Annotated in this window: 23 protein-coding genes; 18 read left to right on the forward strand and 5 right to left on the reverse strand. The window is 56.4% G+C overall.

Annotated features, from left to right (window positions below; genetic code table 11):
* Positions 1-136: 136 nt before the first annotated feature.
* On the reverse strand, positions 137-664 hold the full coding sequence (gene ppa / locus ACMYSO_RS16250) for an inorganic diphosphatase (RefSeq protein ID WP_005134479.1): 528 nt from the start codon (positions 662-664) through the stop codon (positions 137-139).
* A 403-nt stretch (positions 665-1,067) separates the two neighbouring features.
* Here ppa and ytfQ point away from each other — a divergent pair, with 403 nt between their 5' ends.
* The 4 genes from ytfQ (at position 1,068) to yjfF (ending at position 5,729) form a co-directional block, all read left to right on the forward strand.
* Positions 1,068-2,024, forward strand: a complete 957-nt coding sequence (ytfQ, locus tag ACMYSO_RS16255) for a galactofuranose ABC transporter, galactofuranose-binding protein YtfQ (protein WP_434665929.1) — start codon at positions 1,068-1,070, stop codon at positions 2,022-2,024.
* 181 nt (positions 2,025-2,205) lie between these two features.
* Complete coding sequence (gene ytfR / locus ACMYSO_RS16260) at positions 2,206-3,708, forward strand: galactofuranose ABC transporter, ATP-binding protein YtfR (protein WP_434586620.1); 1,503 nt, start codon at positions 2,206-2,208, stop codon at positions 3,706-3,708.
* A 10-nt stretch (positions 3,709-3,718) separates the two neighbouring features.
* A complete protein-coding gene (ytfT, locus tag ACMYSO_RS16265) occupies positions 3,719-4,744 on the forward strand; it encodes a galactofuranose ABC transporter, ATP-binding protein YtfT (protein WP_123757883.1) in 1,026 nt (341 codons plus the stop codon).
* Positions 4,731-5,729, forward strand: a complete 999-nt coding sequence (gene yjfF / locus ACMYSO_RS16270) for a galactofuranose ABC transporter, permease protein YjfF (RefSeq protein ID WP_434665933.1) — start codon at positions 4,731-4,733, stop codon at positions 5,727-5,729. Before ytfT ends, yjfF begins: the two co-directional genes overlap by 14 nt.
* A gap of 37 nt (positions 5,730-5,766) precedes the next feature.
* On the opposite strand, the gene fbp is transcribed toward yjfF, so the two are convergent.
* Positions 5,767-6,765, reverse strand: coding sequence for a class 1 fructose-bisphosphatase (gene fbp / locus ACMYSO_RS16275; RefSeq protein ID WP_434665936.1), 999 nt, complete (start codon positions 6,763-6,765; stop codon positions 5,767-5,769).
* Positions 6,766-6,940: 175 nt separating this feature from the next.
* On the opposite strand from fbp, the gene mpl reads away from it, so the two are divergent.
* Together mpl and ACMYSO_RS16285 are read left to right on the forward strand one after the other, a co-directional pair.
* Positions 6,941-8,314, forward strand: coding sequence for a UDP-N-acetylmuramate:L-alanyl-gamma-D-glutamyl-meso-diaminopimelate ligase (mpl, locus tag ACMYSO_RS16280; protein ID WP_434665937.1), 1,374 nt, complete (start codon positions 6,941-6,943; stop codon positions 8,312-8,314).
* Between the two features lie 73 nt (positions 8,315-8,387).
* Complete coding sequence (locus tag ACMYSO_RS16285) at positions 8,388-8,909, forward strand: GNAT family N-acetyltransferase (protein ID WP_434665939.1); 522 nt, start codon at positions 8,388-8,390, stop codon at positions 8,907-8,909.
* 58 nt (positions 8,910-8,967) lie between these two features.
* On the opposite strand, the gene ACMYSO_RS16290 is transcribed toward ACMYSO_RS16285, so the two are convergent.
* Together ACMYSO_RS16290 and yjgA are read right to left on the reverse strand one after the other, a co-directional pair.
* Positions 8,968-10,176 carry an aldose 1-epimerase family protein gene (locus tag ACMYSO_RS16290; RefSeq protein ID WP_434665941.1) on the reverse strand — a complete coding sequence of 403 codons (1,209 nt, stop codon included), beginning with the start codon at positions 10,174-10,176 and terminating at the stop codon, positions 8,968-8,970.
* 386 nt (positions 10,177-10,562) lie between these two features.
* Positions 10,563-11,114: a ribosome biogenesis factor YjgA gene (gene yjgA / locus ACMYSO_RS16295; RefSeq protein ID WP_434586611.1), complete on the reverse strand. Its 552-nt coding sequence runs from the start codon at positions 11,112-11,114 to the stop codon at positions 10,563-10,565.
* Between the two features lie 95 nt (positions 11,115-11,209).
* On the opposite strand from yjgA, the gene pmbA reads away from it, so the two are divergent.
* The 12 genes from pmbA (at position 11,210) to ACMYSO_RS16355 (ending at position 22,007) form a co-directional block, all read left to right on the forward strand.
* Positions 11,210-12,562 (forward strand): metalloprotease PmbA, encoded by a 1,353-nt coding sequence (gene pmbA / locus ACMYSO_RS16300; protein WP_434665944.1) that lies wholly within the window; start codon positions 11,210-11,212, stop codon positions 12,560-12,562.
* Positions 12,563-12,671: 109 nt separating this feature from the next.
* Positions 12,672-13,061: a cytochrome b562 gene (gene cybC, locus ACMYSO_RS16305; protein WP_434665947.1), complete on the forward strand. Its 390-nt coding sequence runs from the start codon at positions 12,672-12,674 to the stop codon at positions 13,059-13,061.
* A gap of 300 nt (positions 13,062-13,361) precedes the next feature.
* A complete protein-coding gene (locus tag ACMYSO_RS16310) occupies positions 13,362-13,700 on the forward strand; it encodes a glycine dehydrogenase (protein ID WP_434586608.1) in 339 nt (112 codons plus the stop codon).
* Between the two features lie 10 nt (positions 13,701-13,710).
* Positions 13,711-14,073 carry an SFCGS family glycine-rich protein gene (locus ACMYSO_RS16315; RefSeq protein ID WP_123757892.1) on the forward strand — a complete coding sequence of 121 codons (363 nt, stop codon included), beginning with the start codon at positions 13,711-13,713 and terminating at the stop codon, positions 14,071-14,073.
* Between the two features lie 2 nt (positions 14,074-14,075).
* Complete coding sequence (locus ACMYSO_RS16320) at positions 14,076-14,375, forward strand: DUF4312 family protein (RefSeq protein WP_434586607.1); 300 nt, start codon at positions 14,076-14,078, stop codon at positions 14,373-14,375.
* Positions 14,376-14,396: 21 nt separating this feature from the next.
* Positions 14,397-15,173 (forward strand): DUF4311 domain-containing protein, encoded by a 777-nt coding sequence (locus ACMYSO_RS16325; RefSeq protein WP_123757894.1) that lies wholly within the window; start codon positions 14,397-14,399, stop codon positions 15,171-15,173.
* 11 nt (positions 15,174-15,184) lie between these two features.
* Entirely contained in the window at positions 15,185-15,826 is a 642-nt protein-coding gene (locus tag ACMYSO_RS16330) for a DUF4310 family protein (protein ID WP_434586603.1), read from the forward strand.
* A gap of 42 nt (positions 15,827-15,868) precedes the next feature.
* Entirely contained in the window at positions 15,869-17,002 is a 1,134-nt protein-coding gene (locus ACMYSO_RS16335) for an amidohydrolase/deacetylase family metallohydrolase (RefSeq protein WP_434665950.1), read from the forward strand.
* Positions 16,986-18,104: a DgaE family pyridoxal phosphate-dependent ammonia lyase gene (locus tag ACMYSO_RS16340; protein WP_434665952.1), complete on the forward strand. Its 1,119-nt coding sequence runs from the start codon at positions 16,986-16,988 to the stop codon at positions 18,102-18,104. Before ACMYSO_RS16335 ends, ACMYSO_RS16340 begins: the two co-directional genes overlap by 17 nt.
* Positions 18,101-18,841: a 2-dehydro-3-deoxy-phosphogluconate aldolase gene (gene dagF / locus ACMYSO_RS16345; RefSeq protein WP_123757898.1), complete on the forward strand. Its 741-nt coding sequence runs from the start codon at positions 18,101-18,103 to the stop codon at positions 18,839-18,841. Before ACMYSO_RS16340 ends, dagF begins: the two co-directional genes overlap by 4 nt.
* A gap of 81 nt (positions 18,842-18,922) precedes the next feature.
* Complete coding sequence (locus ACMYSO_RS16350; protein ID WP_434665954.1) at positions 18,923-20,074, forward strand: lactonase family protein; 1,152 nt, start codon at positions 18,923-18,925, stop codon at positions 20,072-20,074.
* A gap of 22 nt (positions 20,075-20,096) precedes the next feature.
* Entirely contained in the window at positions 20,097-22,007 is a 1,911-nt protein-coding gene (locus ACMYSO_RS16355) for a BglG family transcription antiterminator (RefSeq protein ID WP_434665957.1), read from the forward strand.
* Position 22,008: 1 nt separating this feature from the next.
* Here ACMYSO_RS16355 and nrdG read toward each other — a convergent pair whose 3' ends face one another.
* Positions 22,009-22,473 carry an anaerobic ribonucleoside-triphosphate reductase-activating protein gene (nrdG, locus tag ACMYSO_RS16360; RefSeq protein ID WP_434665959.1) on the reverse strand — a complete coding sequence of 155 codons (465 nt, stop codon included), beginning with the start codon at positions 22,471-22,473 and terminating at the stop codon, positions 22,009-22,011.
* Positions 22,474-22,647: the final 174 nt, after the last annotated feature.

The following is a 22,647-nucleotide window of genomic DNA, read 5'->3' on the forward strand; positions in this document are numbered from 1 at the left end:
GACAACGCCACCTTCGGGTGGCGTTGTTTTTTGTAGCCCGGATAAGGCGTTAGCCGCCACCCGGGAAAGCGGCTCGTGGCAGAAACAAAAACACCGCCCTGAGGCGGTGTTTTTCGCTAACCAGAGTGCGGCAGAATTACTTCTTAGCGCGCTCGAAGGAAGCAACGATTTCAGCTTTAGCCGCTTCAGCGTTGTCCCAACCGTCAACTTTAACCCATTTGCCCGCTTCGAGATCTTTGTAGTGCTCGAAGAAGTGGGTGATCTGGGCTTTCAGCAGGTCTGGCAGGTCGTTCACATCTTTGATGTGATCGTACTCTTTGCTCAGCTTGGTGTGCGGTACAGCAACCAGTTTCGCATCTTCACCAGATTCGTCGGTCATCTTCAGAACGCCAACCGGACGGCAGCGGATCACTGAGCCTGGCTCCAGCGGATACGGCGTCGGGACCAGCACGTCTACCGGGTCACCGTCCAGGGACAGGGTGTGGTTGATGTAACCGTAGTTGCACGGATAGAACATCGCGGTGGACATGAAACGGTCAACGAACAGTGCACCGCTCTCTTTGTCGACTTCGTATTTGATAGGATCTGCATTCGCCGGGATTTCGATCACGACGTAGATGTCTTCCGGCAGATCTTTACCCGCAGGTACGTTGAGTAAGCTCATGTCTGTTTCCTTTAAAATGTATGGCAAACAAGTGCCGGGTATTATAGCCAACTCACATCGAATGTCTTCGCTTCTTTTTGTTCCGCACAGCGTCCGGTTGTCTGAATTTTCCCGCAAAAAACGACCTGAAAATCCATAAACATAGCCGCATCCTGAATAAATTAATGTAACCGTTTACATTGTATCTGTTTGATTTCTCAAGATGGGTAAAATTTCACCGTGTACGTCGGTGGCCGCGCCCTGCGCGAAGCCTTATCTGCTCTCAGCTGCCATAAACCCCGCTCTTTAACATTTAATTTACTTTTTCGAAGTGTGATGTAACGCATTCAGTTACATCACGGGTTGTCTATAGTTTGTCCGCAGATGACGATTTCACTCAACGTTACCCTACGAGGATCTTTTTATGTGGAAGCGCTTACTCCTTGTCACAGCAGTTTCCGCAGCTATGTCGTCTATGGCAATGGCTGCCCCTCTGACCGTAGGATTTTCACAGGTCGGGTCTGAATCCGGCTGGCGTGCCGCTGAAACCAACGTGGCGAAAGAGGAAGCCGCGAAACGCGGTATCACTCTGAAGATTGCCGACGGCCAGCAAAAACAGGAAAACCAGATTAAAGCCGTCCGCTCCTTTATTGCTCAGGGCGTCGATGCCATCTTTATCGCTCCGGTGGTTGCGACCGGCTGGGAGCCGGTGTTGAAAGAAGCCAAACAGGCCAAAATCCCGGTATTCCTGCTCGACCGCTCGATTGATGTTAAAGACAAAGATCTCTACATGACCACCGTTACCGCCAATAACGTGCTGGAAGGTCAGCTGATTGGCGACTGGCTGGTGAAAACGGTCGACGGCAAGCCGTGTAACGTCGTCGAGCTGCAGGGTACCGTGGGCGCGAGCGTGGCGATTGACCGTAAGAAAGGCTTTGCCGAAGCGATAGCGAAGGCGTCGAACATTAAGATTATCCGCTCGCAGTCCGGCGACTTTACCCGCAGCAAAGGTAAAGAGGTCATGGAGAGCTTTATTAAAGCGGAGAACAACGGCAAGAACATCTGCATGGTCTACGCGCATAACGATGACATGGTGATTGGCGCCATCCAGGCCATTAAAGAAGCGGGTCTGAAACCGGGCAAAGATATTTTGACCGGCTCTATCGACGGCGTACCGGATATTTATAAAGCGATGATGACCGGCGAAGCGAATGCCAGCGTCGAGCTGACGCCAAATATGGCCGGGCCGGCGTTTGACGCGCTGGAGAAATATAAGAAAGACGGCACGCTGCCTGAAAAGCTGACCATTACCAAATCGACGCTGTATCTGCCGGACACGGCGAAAGAAGAGTTAGAGAAGAAGAAAGATATGGGCTACTGAGTAGCTCAAACAGGCCATGTTCCCGGTGGCGCTCTGCTTACCGGGATCCAGGTTCACCGCCGTCTACGGACCGGGTAACCCGGACAGGCGCGCAGCGCCGCCTCCGGGATTTTGCCGATAGCGACAGTACGGCTGAGCGCCCTCTCCTCCCATCGGGAGAGGGTAAAGGTGAGGGGAGATCATGAACGGCGAATCACATCAGGAAATCCTTCGCACGGAAGGGCTCAGCAAGTTTTTCCCCGGCGTCAAAGCGCTGGATAACGTCAATTTTAACCTGCGACGCGGTGAAATCATGGCTCTGCTCGGTGAAAACGGGGCCGGTAAGTCGACGTTGATTAAAGCCCTCACCGGCGTCTATCACGCCGATCGAGGGGCGATCTGGCTGGAAGGGCAGGAAATATCGCCGAAAAATACCGCACATGCCCAGCAGCTAGGGATCGGCACGGTCTATCAGGAAGTTAACCTGCTGCCGAATATGTCGGTGGCGGATAACTTGTTTATCGGCCGTGAACCGCGTCGTTTTGGCCTGCTGCGGCGCAAAGAGATGGAAAGGCGCGCCACCGCCCTGATGGAGTCCTACGGTTTCTCCCTCGACGTTCGCGAACCCCTGAACCGCTTTTCGGTCGCGATGCAGCAGATTGTTGCCATCTGTCGGGCGATTGACCTGTCGGCGAAAGTGCTGATCCTCGATGAGCCTACCGCCAGCCTGGATACCCAGGAGGTGGAGATGCTCTTCACCCTGATGCGCCAGCTGCGCGACGACGGCGTCAGCCTGATTTTTGTCACCCATTTCCTCGACCAGGTGTATGCCGTCAGTGACCGGATCACCGTCCTGCGCAACGGCGGGTTTGTCGGCTGTCGGGAAACCCGCGAGCTGCCGCAGATTGAGCTGGTGAAGATGATGCTTGGCCGCGAGCTGGAGCATGATGCGTTGCACCGCGCGGGCCGCACTCTGCTTAGTGACAAGCCGGTTGCGGCCTTCGCCGGCTACGGCAAGAAGGGCGTTATTACGCCGTTTGACCTCGAAGTTCGCCCCGGCGAAATCGTCGGGCTGGCGGGGCTGCTGGGATCCGGGCGCACCGAAACCGCCGAAGTGATCTTCGGGATTAAACCGGCGGACAGCGGAACGGCGTGGATCAAAGGTAAACCGCAGGGGCTGCGATCGCCGCATCAGGCTTCCTGTCTGGGGATTGGTTTTTGCCCTGAAGATCGTAAAACCGACGGCATTATTGCTGCGGCATCGGTGCGGGAAAATATCGTGCTGGCGCTGCAGGCTCAGCGCGGCTGGTTACGACCGATTCCACGGCGCGAACAAAATGACATTGCCGAACGCTTTATCCGTCAGCTGGGGATCCGCACGCCCAGCGCGGAACAGCCGATCGAGTTTCTCTCCGGCGGCAACCAGCAGAAGGTGCTGCTTTCCCGCTGGCTGCTGACCAAACCGCAGTTCCTGATCCTCGATGAGCCGACGCGCGGTATTGATGTCGGCGCGCATGCGGAGATTATTCGCCTGATTGAAACTCTGTGTGCCGATGGTCTGGCGCTGCTGGTGATCTCCTCGGAGCTGGAAGAGCTGGTGGGTTACGCCGACCGGGTGATTATTATGCGCGATCGCAAGCAGGTCGCGGAGATCCCGCTGGCGGAACTTTCCGTCCCGGCGATCATGAACGCTATTGCGGCATAAGGAGTAACCCATGATGCCAGGATCTCTTCCCCAAACCGGTCAACCAAAACGGCGCTTCAACTGGCCGAAAGGCATGCCACAAATTATCGCCCTGGTGCTGGTACTGGTGGTGGATAGCCTTGTGGCCCCGCACTTCTTCCAGATTGTGCTGCAGGACGGGCGTCTGTTCGGCAGCCCCATTGATATTCTCAATCGCGCGGCGCCGGTGGCGCTGCTGGCGATCGGCATGACGCTGGTTATCGCGACCGGCGGGATTGACCTGTCGGTGGGGGCGGTGATGGCCATTGCTGGTGCCACGGCGGCCTCGATGACCGTCGCCGGGCATGCCCTGCCGGTGGTGCTGCTGACCGCGCTGGCGGCAGGGGCGTTGGCGGGGCTGTGGAACGGCATTCTGGTGGCGATCCTCAAGATCCAACCCTTTGTGGCGACGCTGATCCTGATGGTGGCCGGGCGTGGCGTCGCGCAGTTGATCACCGCCGGGCAGATCGTCACCTTTGATTCACCGCACCTGGCGTGGCTCGGTAGCGGCTCGCTGTTTCTGCTACCAACGCCGGTGCTGATTGCCGCCGCGACGCTGCTGCTGTTCTGGTTGTTCACCCGCAAAACGGCGCTGGGTATGTTTATCGAAGCGGTAGGGATCAACATTCGGGCCGCGAAAAACGCCGGGGTGAATACGCGGATCGTCGTGATGCTGGCCTATGTGCTGAGCGGCATCTGTGCAGCGATCGCCGGGGTGATCGTGGCGGCGGATATTCGTGGCGCCGATGCCAATAACGCCGGACTGTGGCTGGAGCTGGACGCGATCCTTGCGGTAGTGATCGGCGGCGGTTCACTGATGGGCGGACGCTTTAACCTGCTGCTGTCGGTGGTGGGCGCGTTGATCATCCAGGGGATGAATACCGGGATCCTGCTGTCGGGTTTCCCGCCGGAGATGAATCAGGTCGTAAAAGCGGTGGTGGTACTGTGCGTGCTGATCGTCCAGTCGCCGCGCTTTATTGGTTTACTTAAAGGGGTGCGCGGCCATGATAAAACGTAATTTACCGTTGATGATCACCCTGGCCGTGTTCGTGCTGGGCTACCTGTATTGCCTGACCCAGTTTCCGGGGTTTGCCTCGACGCGGGTTATCTGCAACATCCTGACTGATAATGCCTTTCTTGGCATCATTGCCGTCGGGATGACCTTTGTGATCCTCTCTGGCGGAATCGATCTCTCGGTCGGGTCGGTGATCGCATTCACCGGCGTGTTCCTGGCAAAAGCCATTGGCAGCTGGGGGATCAACCCGCTGCTGGCTTTTCCGCTGGTGCTGATGATGGGCTGCGCGTTTGGTGCCTTTATGGGGCTGCTGATCGACGCGCTAAAAATTCCGGCCTTTATCATTACCCTCGCCGGCATGTTCTTTCTGCGTGGCGTCAGCTATCTGGTGTCTGAGGAGTCGATCCCGATTAACCATCCGGTCTACGACACGCTGTCCGACCTGGCGTGGATGATTCCCGGCGGCGGACGCCTGAGTGCGATGGGGTTGCTGATGTTGCTGGTGGTGGTGGCGGGAATATTTATGGCGCACCGTACTCGCTTCGGCAATGAGGTTTATGCCATTGGCGGCAGCGCCACTTCGGCTAATCTGATGGGCATTTCGACCCGCAGCACTACCATTCGTATTTATATGCTTTCCACCGGGCTGGCGACGCTGGCGGGGATCGTGTTCTCGGTCTACACCCAGGCCGGCTATGCGCTTGCCGGGGTCGGGGTGGAGCTGGATGCTATTGCTTCAGTGGTGATTGGCGGTACGCTGCTGAGCGGCGGCGTGGGGACGGTGTTGGGGACGTTGTTTGGCGTGGCGATTCAGGGGCTGATTCAGACCTACATTAACTTCGACGGCACGCTGAGCTCGTGGTGGACGAAAATTGCCATCGGCATTCTGCTGTTTATTTTTATCGCGCTGCAGCGCGGATTGACGGTGTTGTGGGAAAACCGCCAGAACTCACCGGTCACGCGGGTGAGTGGTTCGGCACATCGCTAGCGGATATCCCCTCCCGGACGGGAGGGGAAGGGAGTACTTAGGCGTCCGGGAACGCTTTGATGAGGTTCTCGACGTCTTCAACCATATGATCGTTGCCGACGAAGAAAGAACGGCGCTGGTGCAGGCTGGTCGGGACGATATCCAGAATGCGCTCTTTACCGTCGCTGGCTTTACCGCCCGCTTGCTCCGCGAGGAACGCCATCGGGTTGCATTCGTACAGCAGACGCAGCTTGCCTTCCGGGTGGCTGGCGGTGCTCGGGTACAGGTAGATGCCGCCTTTCAGCAGGTTGCGGTGGAAATCCGCTACCAGTGAACCGATATAGCGCGAGGTGTACGGACGCTGGGTGCCGGCGTCTTCTTCCTGGCAGAACTTGATGTACTTCTTCACGCCCATCGGGAACTTGATGTAGTTCCCTTCGTTAATGGAGTAAGTATTGCCTTTTTCCGGGAAGCGCATGCGCTCCTGGGAGAGGCAGAACACGCCAAGCGAAGGGTCGTAGGTGAAGGCGTGAACCCCGCAGCCGGTCGTATAGACCAGCATGGTCGAGGAGCCGTACACCACATAGCCGGCAGCGACTTGCTGACTGCCCGGCTGCAGGAAATCTTCAACGGTGACCGGCGTTCCAACCGGGGTTATGCGGCGATAGATGGAGAAGATAGTCCCCACAGAGACGTTAACGTCGATGTTGGAAGATCCATCCAGAGGGTCCATGAGCACCACGTATTTCGCGTGTTCACAGCCTTCAAAAACAACGATTTCATCTTCTTCTTCGGAGGCGATCCCCGCCACGATATCGCGTGCTCGCAGTGCAGCTTTTAATTTTTCATTGGCGAACAGGTCGAGTTTTTGCTGAACCTCACCCTGGACGTTTTCAGCACCGCTGGCACCCAGGATATCGACCAGACCGGCCTTGTTGATATCGCGGTGGATGATCTTGGCGCCTAACTTTATCGCCGACAACAAAGCAGTAAGCTCGCCGGTTGCGTGGGAGAACTCGTGTTGCTTTTCGACAATAAATTCACCTAACGTTTTCATAACCCGTTCCCTGCATGTTTATGTGAAGTAAAACGAACGCAACAATCTTAACAAAGAATAAAAAAAATACGCACAGGTGAATCGCGCCAGCAAAAAACGGAATCGCCTGAAATGCATTTCTCTGATGCCGTACATATGGGTAAAATGTGCCCCAGATGAAAAAGGGAAACGACGAATGCGCATTCATATTTTAGGTATCTGTGGCACGTTTATGGGGGGACTGGCCATGCTGGCTCGCTCCCTCGGTCATGAGGTAACGGGGTCGGATGCTAACGTCTATCCGCCAATGAGCACCCTGCTGGAAAACCAGGGGATCAATTTAATTCAAGGATATGATGCCAGTCAGCTGGAACCACGGCCGGATCTGGTGATCATTGGTAACGCGATGACGCGCGGAAACCCGTGCGTGGAAGCGGTGCTGGAAACCAACATTCCGTACATGTCTGGTCCGCAATGGCTGCATGATTTCGTTCTGCGCGATCGCTGGGTTGTGGCGGTTGCGGGTACCCACGGTAAAACCACCACCGCCGGAATGGCAACATGGATCCTCGAAGCCTGTGGCTATAAGCCTGGTTTCGTGATCGGCGGCGTACCGGGTAACTTTGACGTTTCCGCCCGTCTGGGCGACAGCCCGTTCTTTGTTATCGAAGCGGATGAGTACGACTGCGCCTTCTTTGATAAGCGCTCTAAATTTGTTCATTACTGCCCGCGCACGCTGATCCTCAATAACCTTGAGTTCGATCATGCGGATATCTTTGACGACCTGAAGGCTATCCAGAAGCAGTTCCACCATCTGGTGCGCATCGTGCCGGGTCAGGGCAAAATTATCCTGCCGGAAAATGACATCAACCTGAAACAGACCATGGCAATGGGCTGCTGGAGCGAGCAGGAGCTGGTGGGCGAGCAGGGCCGCTGGCAGGCGAAGAAACTGAACGCCGATGCCTCGCAGTGGGAAGTGTGGCTCGACGGCGAGAAAGCCGGGGAAGTGAAGTGGGATCTGGTGGGTGAACACAACATGCATAACGGTTTGATGGCGATTGCCGCGGCCCGTCATGTTGGTGTGTTACCGGCCGATGCGGCCCAGGCGCTGGGCGGCTTTATCAACGCCCGCCGTCGCCTTGAGCTGCGCGGTGAAGCCAACGGCGTCACCGTGTATGACGATTTTGCCCACCACCCGACGGCGATTCTGGCCACCCTGCAGGCGCTGCGTGGTAAAGTCGGTGGTACCGCCCGCATTCTGGCGGTGCTGGAACCGCGCTCCAACACCATGAAAATGGGCGTCTGCAAAGACGATCTGGCGCCGTCCCTGGGGCGCGCCGACGAAGTGTTCCTGCTGCAGCCCCAGCATATTCCGTGGCAGGTGGCGGAAGTGGCGGAAGCCTGCGTCCAGCCGGCACACTGGAGCGCCGATGTTGATGTGCTGGCCGATATGGTGGTCAAAACCGCACATCCGGGCGATCACATTCTGGTGATGAGCAACGGCGGCTTCGGCGGCATTCATCAGAAGCTGCTCGATAAACTGGCAAGCAAGGCCGCGGCGGCAGAATAACCGCCACATGCGCCTCTCTCTGCCCTCCCTGTGAGGGCAGATTTCTTTTTGTCCCTCAGGAATGGATGCCGTTATGCTCATATCGCGACACATCACCGCGACCGACGCGCCGCACTTTCCTGCCGTTGATGCCCTGTACGGCAATGCGTTTCCGTGGCATGAACAGCGGGAGCCAGCGGCAAAGCAGCAGGCGCTGCGCGATCCGCACTATGCGCTGGAAGCATGGTTCGATGGAGAGTTGTTTATCGGTCTGAGCGGCTGCTGGCAGTTTACCGGCTACTGCTACGTTGAACATCTGGCGATTGACGCAACCTTGCGCTCCCGCGGCTATGGCAAACGCCTGCTGGCCGGGATCCTCGAGCGTGCGCCGTTAACTATTCTGGAAATCGATCCGTTAACGACGGAGATTGCCCGTAAGCGCCTGCGTTTTTATGAAACGATGGGTTTTCATGCCAACCGCTGGCCGCATTGTCATCCGACCTATCATGCGGGGCTGGCCGATCATGAATTGCTGGTGCTGAGCTATCCTCAGGCGATTGATGAAGCGCATTACCGGCGCTTTGCCGATGATTTACGTCAGGTGGTGATGGCGTAGGCAGGCTGCCCGGGTCCGACGCGGAGGTCGCAACCCGGGGCATGATTAACGCGTTAAATTACTCTTTTGCAATAGGCGTTATATCTTCTGCTACTTTAGTATCGCCTTGAATTTCAGATATTTTCTTCTCAACATCGGCGACCTGCTCAGTGTTGTGGAGCAGCGTATAGGTCAGATCAAACTGAGTGCTGGCCCCTGGCTGAAGCTGTTTGACGCGTTTTTGCTCGCGCTCAATGGTAACCGGATAGGCATAGCTGGTACCTGGCTCGATACCAGTGACATAGCCCTGTTTTTCGGTATCGGTATTTTTCCACAACGTCAGTACCGGTAGCTGGCGGGTATCGAACTGAATGGAGGCCCCTTTATCTCCCGCCTTGTTGAGCACGGCGGCCAGAGTCTGGTGGTTGTCATCCGCCAGCGGCCGGATGTTAAAGACCATTTCGTCGAAGTCTTTGGTCGGACCGGTGTAGGTTTGCCAGTTCTTCAAACCCGCTTTTGCATAGTCGTTGAACGGACTGATGTTGGACATGGGGGCCAGAAAACGCGCTCCCTCCTCCAGGATCGGTGTACCGAAATTACTGTGATAAATGATCTGGTAGTCATGCGGGTAATCTGCGTGGTTGGTTAAGACATCGTGCAGGCTGAAGCTGTTGCTGCCGGGGACATAGCGCAATTCGGTCATGGTCTGCAAATCGGCTTTCTTGAAGGTGCTTTCCTTCACCAACCCGCGAACGCGAATTTCATATGGCGCGCTATCGGCAACCTCAACTTCGACCTGCGATGCCGGCGTGTTCCCGGCTTTACCGTGCAGGGTATAAATCTGCCCGTCGGCGGTGACCGGGTGGCCGGTCCATTCGTAGCCGCAGCGCACCATCATCTCATTGAAACCTTCCAGCCAGCCAAGCCCATTCCGGCTTTCGAGGTTGATAAAGGCCGGGTTGACGACCTCTTTCACCGGCGAATCCCAGCCCATTCGAGAGCCGAAACCTTCAATTTTCAGCAGATTCATGCCACGGGTCGGGCTAAGGGTGATAGTCAGGCCATTTTTACTGCGGATTACGAGAATTTTACTGCCTTCTTGTTTGCCGCCGTGGAGGACCTTCTGCTCAATGCTGAAGTCATGATCTTTTATCTTCAGCTGATCGCTTGTTATCTGCCAGTTTCCTTTGTCAGTACTGCTTTCAGTGCTTGTCAGCACCCAGGTTTTCGCCACTGCCTGAGCGGAGATAAGCATAGAAATAGCCGTAAAAATCAGTGTTTTTTTCATTTTTCATCCCTTTTGCTGAATCGATTGTGTTTCCGATGAAGGGAATCTAATTGTAAGTGTCTGATTAAAACGTGAAGTGCCTCACCTGGTGAGTAAATGCGCAATTTTAAACTTTTAAATGCTATAAAGATCGCTTTTTATAAGAAAATAACCATTAGTGTTGCTGAATATATGTGAGTTTAAACGTTATTAGCTTTAACGATTCAGCTGTGCTCGATCATAACGATTGACCGAACAGCAAGGGGGAATAACGGAGGAATATTGGCGTTGAGGGGGATATTCCCGGCGAGGCTATCGCTTGCCGGGCTACAGGTATAGCGTTATCCGGTAGCCCGGACAGGCGCAAAGCGCCGCCTCCGGGAAAATCTGGCGGACATGACGCGGTGTTAGCTTTCGCCTTCGGCCAGCTCACGCAGATACTGGAAGATCAGGCGCGCGGATTTTGGCGGCTTGTTGCCTTCTTTCTCTTTTTTGGCGTTACGGATCAGCGAGCGCAGCTGCTGACGGTCGGCGTCAGGCCACAGGTTCAATACTTCCGGTACCGCGTCATCGCCTTCGGCAATCAGACGGTCGCGAATCATCTCCAGCTTATGGAACAGCGCAACCTGCTGGTTGTGGCGGTTCTTCAGCTTATCTAACGCCTGGCGAATCGGATCGACATCGCGGCTGCGCAGCATTTTACCAATCAGCTGCATCTGGCGGCGGCGACCTTCTTTCTTGATACGTTGGGCGAGTTCAATGGCGTCACGCAGGTCGGTATCGAGCGGGATCTTATCCAGCGCGTTTTTCCCAAGCTCTACCATTTCGGCGCCAAGACGCTTCAGTTCTTCAGCGTCGCGTTTAATTTCACTTTTACTGACCCAGATAATTTCATCGTCTTCATCTTCAACGTCATCACCGGGCACGTCGTCGAGCCAGTCATCGGGCTGCTTTGTCATCTCAGGCTCCTTAAAAAAAGAGGCTAATGTTACCAGTTAAGGCGCGCACTGAAAAACGGTTCTCTGTTAGACTTCAATTAACTCCTTCCTACATTATGGCATTAGCGATGAAAGTCATCTCTCAAGTTGCACAACAGCGTAAGACGCTGGAAGAGGCCGTGACCACGGCGCTGGAACTGGCGGCAGGCAAATCAGACGGTGCGGAAGTCTCCGTCAGCAAAACCACCGGCATCAGTGTCAGCACCCGCTACGGCGAGGTGGAGAACGTTGAATTTAACAGCGATGGTGCGTTAGGCATCACCGTTTATCATCAGAACCGCAAGGGCAGCGCCTCCTCCACCGACCTCAGCCCGCAGGCTATTGCCCGCACGGTGCAGGCGGCACTGGATATCGCCCGCTACACCTCACCGGATCCGTTTGCAGGCGTGGCAGATAAATCCCTGCTGGCCTTTGATGCCCCGGATCTCGACCTGTTCCACCCGGCGGAAGTGACCCCGGATCAGGCGATTGAGCTGGCCTCACGTGCTGAACAGGTGGCGCTCCAGGCCGACAAACGTATCACCAATACCGAAGGCGGCAGCTTCAACAGCCACTACGGTATTAAGGTTTTCGGTAACAGCCACGGCATGTTGCAGAGCTACTGCTCAACCCGTCATTCGCTGTCCAGCTGTGTGATCGCCGAAGAGAACGGTGACATGGAGCGCGATTATGCCTACACCATTGGTCGCGCGATTGAAGATTTACAGACCCCGGAGTGGGTCGGTGACGAGTGCGCCCGCCGGACGCTGTCGCGCCTGGCGCCGCGCAAGCTTTCGACCATGAAAGCACCAGTGATTTTTGCCAATGAAGTAGCTACCGGGCTGTTTGGTCACCTCGTCGGCGCGATTGCCGGCGGCGCGGTCTATCGCAAATCGACCTTCCTGCTGGATTCTCTCGGTCAGCAGATCCTGCCGGAGTGGCTGACCATTGAAGAGCACCCACATCTGCTGAAAGGCCTGGCCTCCACACCGTTTGATAGCGAAGGCGTGCGGACTGAACGCCGCGACATTATTAAAGATGGCGTGTTGACGCAGTGGCTGCTGACCAACTATTCGGCGCGTAAGCTGGGGATGACCAGCACCGGACATGCGGGCGGTATCCACAACTGGCGGATCAACGGCCGCGGCCTGAGTTTTGAAAAGTTGCTTAAAGAGATGGGCACCGGGCTTGTCGTCACCGAATTGATGGGGCAGGGTGTCAGTGGTGTGACCGGTGATTATTCACGCGGTGCATCCGGTTTCTGGGTTGAGAACGGTGAAATTCAGTATCCGGTCAGTGAAATCACCATTGCAGGAAATCTGAAAGATATGTGGCGTAATATCGTGACCGTCGGTGACGATATCGAGACCCGCAGCAATATTCAGTGCGGTTCCGTGCTGCTGCCAGAGATGAAAATCGCCGGGCAGTAACGGCGTGATATACCGGATCATTCGAGATGCAGATTGAACAATCCGGTGTAGAGGGGCGCCCATGAGGCGCCTTTTCCTTGTGCTTAAATAATAAAAAAGGAAGTGAGCAATGCGTAAAAAACTGTTAGCAATGCTGGCTGTCTCAGCGCTGGCGATGAGCTCCGTGTCGGCGTTCGCGGCGGACCTGGGCGAAGATATGGATACTCTTGCAGAAAACCTGCAGGTGGTGCAGAAAACCTCCGATGTGGGCGAACTGAAAGCGGCGCTAACTAAGATGCGCACTGCTGCCGTAGATGCGCAGCAAGACACCCCGCCAAAGCTGGAAGGTAAAGCAGCGGACAGCGCCGAAATGAAAGATTACCGCCACGGTCTGGATATTCTGATTGGTCAGATTGACGGAGCGCTGAAGCTGGCTAACGAAGGTAAGGTGAAAGAGGCGCAGGCCGCCGCGGAAGAGTTTAAAACGACCCGCAACACCTACCATAAGAAGTACCGCTAAGTTCTGTTTCAGGAGGCATCCATCGATGCCTCCTGCGCCTTTCTCGCGATAAAACCCCATCGACATCACACTTTTCCCTTTTTCTTTCATGGTTATCCCAGCCGCCGCGACCCGCTATGCAGGAATTTTCTTGTGATAGCCATCACGTGATTTCGCTGAAAATGCCTCGATCAGCGCAATTTTGTGCAATCGATCACGCCCTCCGTCCGCCTTTCCACTTCGAAGTGGAAAACAACTCGCTACAAACTCCTGCCCCCCGGCGCTAGTTTTATCCCCAGAGACATCAACGGGGTAACACAAGTGAATAACGGAGCGGTAATAAACGACGTAGGGGAGCAGGCGACGCAAACTGAACAGCTGGCTGAGAAGATGCTGCAGCAGGTTTATGCACTGTTAAGTCGTCGCAATATCATCCCCAACGCCGTCCAGGAGCAGATGCTGACTTCCCACGTCCGGGCCATGGCCCACCGGTCGATTAGCGGCGAGCCGCTGCCGGAAGTAGATGCCAGCCTGTTTGAAGAGATTTCAGAAGATTCAATGATGCTTGCTCGCGAAGTGGTCGCGGAATTTGGCAACCTGCCAGAAGAAGAGTCCTGGCTGCTGTCAGTCCACTTCGAAGTCGCAAAAGACAACCTGTAAGGAGTAAAAAATGGAACAAATTACTATCGTAATCGGCGATCGTCTGGGAAAAGGCCAAAAAGTCGCTGCAGGTGCAGAGAAAGCCGGCGCGCGTGCCGTGGTGGTTCCGGGCGTTGCCGCGGATATGAAGCTGGGTGACGTGATGAAAGCCGAGAATGCCACCTTTGGCATCTCTTTCTGCGGCAGCGGTGGTGCAGGGGCGATTACCGCGCAAAACAAGCATGGCTATAAAGCGAAATATGGCATGCGTTCCGTGGATGAAGGCGTGACCGCCATCAACGAAGGCTACAACGTACTGGGTTTCGGCTTTATGGATAAAGAAGAGCTGGGCGAGCGCCTGGTAGAAGCCTGGAAAAAGAAATACGGCGCGTGAGTATGAAACAACAATTCACCACCACGGTGAGCGTCAAGGGCAAAGGCGAAAGCAAAACGCGCGCCTTTGCCGATGCCCTGAACCATGTACAGGCAGCGGTGATGGGTACTTCACCGCAGATCTTACTGCGTATTGAGCCACAGGACGTGAAGGTTGTTCATGCGCGTGAAGCGGTGCGTAAAGAAGCGTTTCTGTTCTTCTTTCTGCGCCGTGAACGACGGACCTACAGCGTGGAGCTGGATGTCACCGTCACCGTGACGGCCATCAATGTCGATCAAGTGGATTTTGTCACGCAAACCTGAATCTCATCATAGGGTTAAACTATGTTCCTGATAATTTTAATAAAATCGCTCATTATCGGCGGCCTGGTCGGCGTCGGTGTGGGCGCCGGAGCGGCACGCATGTTTCATGCGCCTACCACCCAGGGGATGGGGGCGTTTCGTACCTTGGGCGAGCTGAATTCCTGTGAGGGCGATCCGGCTTCCCATTTCTCCTTTGGTCTGGGCTTCTTCTTTAACGCCTGGGCATCGTCCGTTGCAGCGGGTGCTTTCACCCAGGACGTCGACCACCGCATTATCCCGCACTGGGGCGCCTCAGCCCTGATGCTCAAAAATCGCAACGTGGCAGAAACGCTACACGATCCGAAGAAAATGGCTATTGCCTGCGGCTTCATCGGCATGGTGGTGGTGGCATTCCTTAACTCCACGGCCTCCGCAGTACCGGAAGCGCTACAGGTCACGGCGGTAAAAGTGCTGGTGCCTGCGGCCAACCTGCTGGTGAACATCATCATGCCGGTTATCTTCTGGCTAGCCGCTATCGATGCCGGTAAGAAATCGGGCTTCTGGGCCACTATTTTCGGCGGCGCCGCGCAGCTGATTATGGGTAACGCCGTACCGGGTCTGGTCCTGGGCATTCTGATCGGTAAAGGCGTTGAAGACGCCGGCTGGAACCGCGTCACCAAAATCATGATGACGGCCATTATCGCCCTGTTCGTGCTGAGCGGCTTCTTCCGTGGATTCGACATGAAGATGATTGAGTCCTTCCACATGACCGTGCCGAACTGGCTGGATCTGCTGCATAGCGCGCTGAGCGGCAAATAAGGGGATAACGCATGGAACAGAATAAAGGTTTTTGGTACGCGGACTGGTCATTCCCGATCTTTGTCGGCCTGCTCTCTTCCGGGGTATTCGCCGGGACACACATGTACTACCTCTACGGCATCGGCGCGTTTAACGAAGTCGCCTTCGTAGCGATGCTGAAATCCGGGATCGACACCGGCGTGTACGGTGCGGTGGCAGCGTTTGGCGCGAGCTTCCTGTTTGCCCGCATCATCGAAGGTTCGCTGGTCGGTATTCTTGATATCGGCGGGGCGATTCAGACCGGGGTTGGCCTCGGGGTGCCGGCGCTGCTGCTGGGTGCGGGCATCATCTTCCCGGTGGCGAATTTTGCCGCTTCCCTGGCAACCGGCCTGATTATCGGCGTGGCCATTGGCTACATCATTATCCTGGCGCGTAAATTCACGGTTAACCAGAGCAACTCGACCTACGGCGCCGACGTCATGATGGGCGCGGGTAATGCCTCCGGTCGCTTCCTTGGGCCGTTGATTATCCTCAGCGCGATGACCGCCTCTATTCCTATCGGCATCGGTTCTCTGCTCGGGGCGCTGCTGTTTTACATCTGGCAGAAGCCGATTACCGGCGGCGCGATCCTCGGGGCGATGATTTTAGGTTCCATCTTCCCGGTTGCGCTTTGATATTCACGGGCGCTCAGGCGCCCGCCTTAACAGGAGATACGTATGTTTGATTTACTCCTGCGCCGTGCGCGCCTCGTCGACGATACCCTGACCGATATTGCCATCCAGGACGGAAAAATTACCGCGCTGGGCGAGATTAACGCGCCATCGCACAAAACCATCGAGCTGCAGGGTCGTTACTATGTCAGCTCCGGCTGGATTGATTCCCACGTCCACTGCTATCCGAGCTCACCGATTTATCACGACCAGCCGGATAGCGTTGGCATAGCCTGCGGCGTCACCACCGTGATCGATGCCGGCAGCACCGGTGCGGACGATGTTGATGATTTTTATCAGCTGACCCGCGAGGCGGCGACTGAGGTCTACGCACTGCTCAATATCTCCCGCGTCGGACTGATTGCCCAGAACGAACTGGCCAATATGGCCAATATCGATGCCGATGCGGTGCAGCAGGCGGTCAAACGCCACCCGGACTTTATCGTTGGCCTGAAAGCACGCATGAGCAGCAGCGTGGTCGGCGAAAACGGCATTACCCCGCTTGAGCGGGCGAAAACTATTCAGCAGGAAAACGGCGATCTGCCGCTGATGGTGCATATCGGCAATAACCCACCGAACCTCGATGAGATTGCCGACCTGCTGAGTGCAGGCGACATCATCACCCACTGCTATAACGGCAAACCGAACCGCATCCTGGCGCCCTCTGGCGAGCTGCGCGCGTCGATCACCCGCGCGCTACAGCGCGGCGTACGACTGGATGTCGGCCACGGCACCGCCAGCTTCAGCTTTGAGGTGGCGCGTCGGGCCATTGCGATGGGGATCCTGCCGCACACCATCAGCTCCGATATCTACTGCCGTAACCGTATCGACGGTCCGGTCCGCTCGCTGGCGCTGGTGATGTCTAAGTTTCTCGCCATCGGCATGTCGCTGCCGCAGGTCATTGACTGCGTGACCGCCGGGGCCGCAGAGGGGCTGCGTCTGAAGCACAAAGGGCGGCTGGCGGTTGGTTTCGATGCCGATTTAACGCTGTTTACCGTCGAGCATACGCCAACGCTGCTGGTCGACGCGGAAAAAGAGAGCCTGCAGGCTGACAATATTCTGGTGCCGCTTGCCGCGATTCGCGCAGGCAAGGGCTATCTGACCGAACAAGGGAGCGCGGAAAATGCCTTCAATTTTTGAGAAATACAATCTAAAACAAGTCATTAATACGTCCGGTCGCATGACGGCGCTGGGCGTTTCCACGCCGCGTCCTGAAGTGGTGGATGCGGTGATGAGCGGCATGAATCACTACTTCGAAATGAAAGATCTGGTGAACAAGACCGGCGAATACATTGCGAATCTGCTGGAAGTAGAAGGGGCTACCGTTGTCTCCTGCGCCTCGGCGGGAATTGCCCAGTCGGTCGCGGCGGTGCTGGTGAAAGACAGCGCCTGGCTGCTGGAAAACCTGCACGTCACGCCGATTGAAAACAATGAAATCGTCCTGCCGAAAGGCCACAACGTTAACTTCGGCGCGCCGGTTGGCTCGATGGTGGCGCTGGGGGGCGGCAAGCTGGTGGAAGCGGGCTACGCCAACGAATGTTCTGCCGACCAGCTGGCGGCGGCAATTACTCCGCGTACGGCGGCGATTCTGTACATTAAATCGCACCACTGCGTACAGAAAAGCATGCTCAGCGTCGAGCAGGCGGTCGTGGTGGCGCGCAAGCATAACCTGCCGCTAATCGTCGATGCAGCCGCGGAAGAAGATTTACAGTGTTACTACCGCGCCGGCGCTGACCTGGTGATTTACAGCGGCGCGAAGGCGATCGAAGGGCCAACCAGCGGTCTGGTGGTGGGTAAAACCCAGTATGTCGAGTGGGTAAAACGTCAGTCGGCGGGCATTGGCCGGGCGATGAAAGTGGGCAAAGAGGGGATCCTCGGTCTGACCTGCGCCATCGAACACTACCTGACGGCGCGTAAAGAGAGCGGTGATGAGATGGTGGCCAAAATGACGCCGTTCATTAACCAGCTCAATACCCTTGAGGGCGTGACCGGCCGCGTGGTCTGGGACAGCGCCGGGCGTGACATCGCCCGTGCCGAAATTAAATTTGATGAGGCCGTCACCGGCATCGCCACCGGCGAGCTGGTGGAGGCATTAAAGCAGGGTGAATACGCTATCTACTTCCGTGGCTACAAAGCTAACGAAGGGATTATTGAAGCCGATGTCCGCAGCGTGAACGCGCAGCAGCTGGAGATTGTCGCTCGTCGCATCGCCGAGGTTCTGAACAAGGAGAAAAAAGCATGAAACTGACCCCAAATTTTTACCGTGACCGCGTCTGCCTGAACGTCCTGGCGGGCAGCAAAGAGAACGCACGTGAGATTTACGAGGCGGCAGAAGGTCACGTCCTGGTGGGGGTGCTCTCCAAGAACTATCCTGACGTGGCGAGTGCGGTGGCGGATATGCGTGAATATGCGCAGCTTATCGATAACGCGCTGTCGGTCGGTCTGGGTGCGGGAGATCCGAACCAGTCGGCGATGGTCAGTGAAATTTCTCGGCAGGTGCAGCCGCAGCACGTGAACCAGGTCTTTACCGGGGTCGCAACCAGCCGTGCGCTGCTGGGGCAGAATGATACCGTGGTCAACGGTCTGGTCTCGCCGACCGGCACGCCGGGTATGGTTAAAATTTCAACCGGCCCGCTGAGCAGCAAGGCACCAGACGGTATCGTGCCGCTGGAAACCGCCATCGCGCTGTTGAAAGATATGGGCGGCAGCTCGATCAAATATTTCCCGATGGGCGGCCTGAAGCACCGTGATGAATTTCTGGCAGTGGCGCAGGCCTGTGCCCGCCATGATTTCTGGCTGGAGCCGACCGGCGGGATCGACCTGGAAAACTACAGTGAGATCCTGCAGATTGCGTTGGATGCCGGGGTCAGTAAAATTATCCCGCACATTTATAGCTCTATTATTGATAAAGAAAGCGGTCATACCCGCCCGGCGGACGTTCGCCAGTTGCTGGAGATGACTAAAGCGCTCGTTAAGTAGGATTGTCATCCTCGCTGCGCGCACGTACCGATCGCTAAACGTGCGCGTGGAAACACCTCATTGCACCCTCAAGGAGTCGCTATGCCAACCGCTCGTCACCTGCTTGCTGCATCACTTTCTCTGCTGGCTACCACCGCCTGTGCGCAAACCCATTATGCCTGGGTCGGTACCTATAATCCCAACGGGGAGGGGCTGTACCGGTTTACCATCGACGCGAAAACCGGCGCGCTCCGTGATAAAGCGCTGGTCAGTTCGTTGCAGAACGTCGCACAGTTGACCGTGTCGCGGGATGGTAAAACCCTCTATGCCGCCAGCGAAGTCGAAAAGGGTGTGGTACAGGCGTGGCGGATTGAATCCAATGGTGAGTTGACCGATCTCAATCAGGTCTCTTCGGCGGGGGCCGGGCCGGTGTATTTGTCGCTGACGCCGGACGGTCGTCATCTGCTGGTGGCGAACTACATTAGCGGGTCGGTTGTGGTGTTGCCGGTGAAAGACGATGGCAGCCTGGGTGAGGCGGTGGATAGTCACCAGGACGAAGGCCCGGCCGGTGCGGAAAGCCCGGCAGCGGCCGTTGAGGGCAGCTTCGCCATCAGCGATCATAACGGTCCTCATGCCCATATGATCGCCGCCGATCCGAGTGGGCAATATGTGTTTTCCACCGATCTGGGGCTGGATCGTATCTATCAGTACCGGTTCGATAATCGCAACGGTACCCTGACGCCGAACGATCCGCCGTTTATTGCCGCGTCGTCGGAAGGGGCCGGGCCTCGTCACTTTGTCTTTACGCCGAAGGGCGACGGCCTGTGGCTGATAAACGAAGAAGCCTCGACGCTCACCTTCTATCATCTGGATAAGAAAAGTGGGCTGCTGCGTGGGGGCAAAACGATCTCCGCGCTGCCGAAGGAGTACAAAGGCACCAGTTTTGCCGCAGGCCTGGTCCTTAGCCCCGATGGGAAGCAGCTGTATGTCGCCAACCGTCTACATAACAGCATTGCGCATTTTAGCGTGCTGGCCGACGGCAGCCTGAGCCATCAGGAAGATATCTGGACCCGTGGCGACTACCCCCGTACGTTGACCCTGGATAATCAGGGGCAATGGCTGTACGTCATGAACCAACGCAGTGATAATATTACCCGTTTTAGCGTTGCGGCCAGGAGCGGCAAACTGACTTTTGCTCCGGAATACACCCCGGTAGGCAGCCCGTCACAGATGGTGATATCCGCTCAACCGTGAGCCGTAAAGAGAAGGAACTGACATGCGATTTCCCAACCAACGTTTAGCGCAACTGTTTACCTTGCTGCAAAACGAAACGCTGCCCCAGGATGAACTGGCGCAGCGGCTGTCGGTTTCTACCCGTACCGTTCGCGCCGATATCACCGCGCTTAACGCGCTGTTAGAGCATTACGGCGCGCAATTTATTCTGACCCGCGGCAGCGGCTATCAACTGAAAATCGACGATCCGTCGCGCTATCAGACCCTGGAGGCCAGCGCGCCGAAACCGCAGCATATTCCGCGCACTGCCCAGGACCGCATCAACTTTCTGCTGGTGCGCTTTTTGACCTCGGCGTTCTCTATCAAGCTTGAAGACCTGGCGGACGAATGGTTCGTCAGCCGTGCAACCCTGCAAAATGACATGGTCGAGGTGCGCGAGCGTTTTCAGCGCTATCAGCTGGCCCTGGAGACGCGTCCGCGTCACGGTATGCGCTTGTTCGGCAGCGAAGTGTCGATTCGCGCCTGCCTGACCGATCTGCTGTGGCAGCAGGTGCAGCAGGGTGGGTTGAACCCGTTGATGGATGAAAAAGCGTTAAATTCGGATGTCCAGGAACAGCTTGGGGGCGTGTTGCAGGAGATCCTGACCCGCCACCATGTTCGCCTGACCGATGAAGGGGAGCGTTTTATCCGACTGTACAGCGCTGTGGTGGTCCATCGCGTTAGCCAGGGCTATCCGCTGGCCGAATTTAGCGCTGAAGATGTGGCGCAAAACGTACGGGATGCCGCTCGGGATCTGGCTGCCGTCCTGCAGCAGCAGGCGGGGAAAACCCTCTCGCTGGCGGAAGAAGAGTGGCTGTGCGTCCACCTTGCCGCCCGTCAGGTCCAGGACGTCGATCCAGGCACCATCAGCGCCGACGATGGCGAAGCGCTGGTGAACTACATCCTGAACTACATCAACAGCCAGTATAACTACAACCTGCTGGACGACGCCCAACTGCATGCTGACCTGCTGACCCACATTAAGACCATGATCACCCGGGTGCGCTACCAGATAATGATCCCCAACCCGCTGCTCGATAACATTAAGCAGCACTATCCGATGTCGTGGGATATGACCCTCGCGGCGGTGAGCAGCTGGGGCAAATATACCCCCTATACCATTAGCGAAAACGAAATTGGCTTCCTGGTGCTGCACGTCGGCGTCGGGCTGGAGCGTCATTACAACATCGGTTATCAGCGCCAGCCGCGGGTGCTGCTGGTATGCGACACCAGTAACGCGATGGTGCGGATGATCGAGGCGATTTTGCAGCGCAAGTATCCGCAGCTTGAGATTGCCGCCACGCTATCGCAGCGGGAATATGAGCAGCTGGAGAGCATTGCGGAAGATTTCGTGGTCTCCACCGTGTGGATCGGCGAAAAAGATAAGCCGGTAGTAACCATTGCGCCATTCCCGACGGATTATCAACTAGACCAAATCGGCAAGCTGGTGCTGGTGGATCGGACTCGCCCCTGGGTGCTGAATAAGTATTTCGATGAGGCTCATTTCCGGGTGATCGATGCACCGATCGACCAGCAGACGCTGTTTGCCGAACTGTGCCAGCAGCTACAGCAGGAAGGTTTTGTCGATGCCGGGTTCCATGATTCGGTGGTGGAGCGTGAAGCGATCGTCAGCACCATGCTGGGGGACGGCATTGCGCTGCCTCACGCCCTCGGTCTGCTGGCGCAAAAAACCGTGGTCTATACCGTGATTGCGCCCAACGGTATCGTCTGGGGCGACGAAACCGCGCACATCGTCTTTTTGCTGGCGATCAGCAAGAGCGAGTATGAAGAGGCGATGGCGATCTATGATATTTTCGTGACCTTCCTGCGCGAACGCGCCATGGCCCGGCTTGCCACCACCCGCAGTTTTGACGAGTTTAAAACGGTGGCGATGGAGTGCGTCAGCCGCTTTTAACTCAACGCAGGTGGTGAACCACCTGATTGCTGCTGCCGCGCCAGATCAGCGCCGGATCTTTTAAATCCTGCACAAATTTGCCGTCGATCAGCACGTTAATCAAATCCACTACTGCCATCTGTGCGTCGTTCAACTCCGCCAGTTTGTAGCCGGTCCAGACCCAGATATCTTTCCCTTTGCATTCCGCGTGAATGCGCTTCACCAACCGCAGAATGTGCGGCACGTTCTGTGGGTGCAGCGGATCGCCGCCGGAGAGCGACAGGCCCTGGCGGGTGATACGGGTGTCGTTGAGGTCGGCGATGATCCGGTCTTCCATCTCCTGGGTAAACGGCATGCCGGAGTTCAGCCGCCAGGTGCTTTTGTTGTAGCAGCCGGGGCATTCATGGACGCAGCCGGAGACAAACAGGGTGCAGCGTGTTCCAGGGCCGTTGACGATATCGACGGGGTAGTACTGGTGATAATTCATTGTTTCCTCTTCTCATTTGACGCTGCAGCGGTGTTGGCTGCGCTCGCCCGCCCGGGTCACTTACTACAGTAAGCTCCCCGGGACTGACTCGTTTGCCGCCTTGCTACAACGCCAACTGATTTGAGGAAACCTACGCTGGTGCGTTGTAGCCCGGATAAGCCGCTGGCGGCGCCT

Origin of the sequence: Klebsiella sp. B345 (assembly GCF_051131735.1) — a bacterium.
Lineage (GTDB): Bacteria > Pseudomonadota > Gammaproteobacteria > Enterobacterales > Enterobacteriaceae > Klebsiella.